Source organism: Pseudoalteromonas aliena, from assembly GCF_038155085.1.
GTDB classification, from domain to species: Bacteria; Pseudomonadota; Gammaproteobacteria; order Enterobacterales; family Alteromonadaceae; genus Pseudoalteromonas; species Pseudoalteromonas aliena_A.
Genome location: NZ_JBAKAU010000097.1, coordinates 1 through 236, shown reverse-complemented (window position 1 = coordinate 236; position 236 = coordinate 1). Strand labels below are relative to the sequence as shown.

The window sequence follows — 236 nt, the reverse complement described above, 5'->3', positions numbered from 1 at the left end:
TTAAGCTGGTAAGTTTGGCACTTATATGGACTCCCACACATAAAAGGATGTATCTATGCCACTGGTACAAATTATTCTATTAATTGCTTTTGCCGTGTTAACTGCAATTGGCTACAAAAAGAATAACCGTAACTTAATGCTATTAGGCGCGATTGCTATATCATTCGCGTTTTTGGGGCTTGATTTTTTTAATGGGTGTAGATGAATGGTTATCAGGCAGGTGAGCTAAAACTCAA

Annotated in this window: 1 protein-coding gene; it reads left to right on the top strand. The window is 37.3% G+C overall.

What is annotated here, in order from left to right; all coding sequences use genetic code 11:
- Positions 1 to 55 precede the first annotated feature (55 nt).
- Complete coding sequence (locus V6260_RS18690) at positions 56 to 205, top strand: hypothetical protein (RefSeq protein ID WP_341595581.1); 150 nt, start codon at positions 56 to 58, stop codon at positions 203 to 205.
- The last annotated feature ends 31 nt before the right edge of the window (positions 206 to 236 follow it).

Coding starts and splice junctions, on each gene's coding strand:
- V6260_RS18690 (WP_341595581.1), top strand. CDS start 56: ATGCCACTGGTACAAATTATTCTATTAATTGCTTTTGCCGTGTTAACT.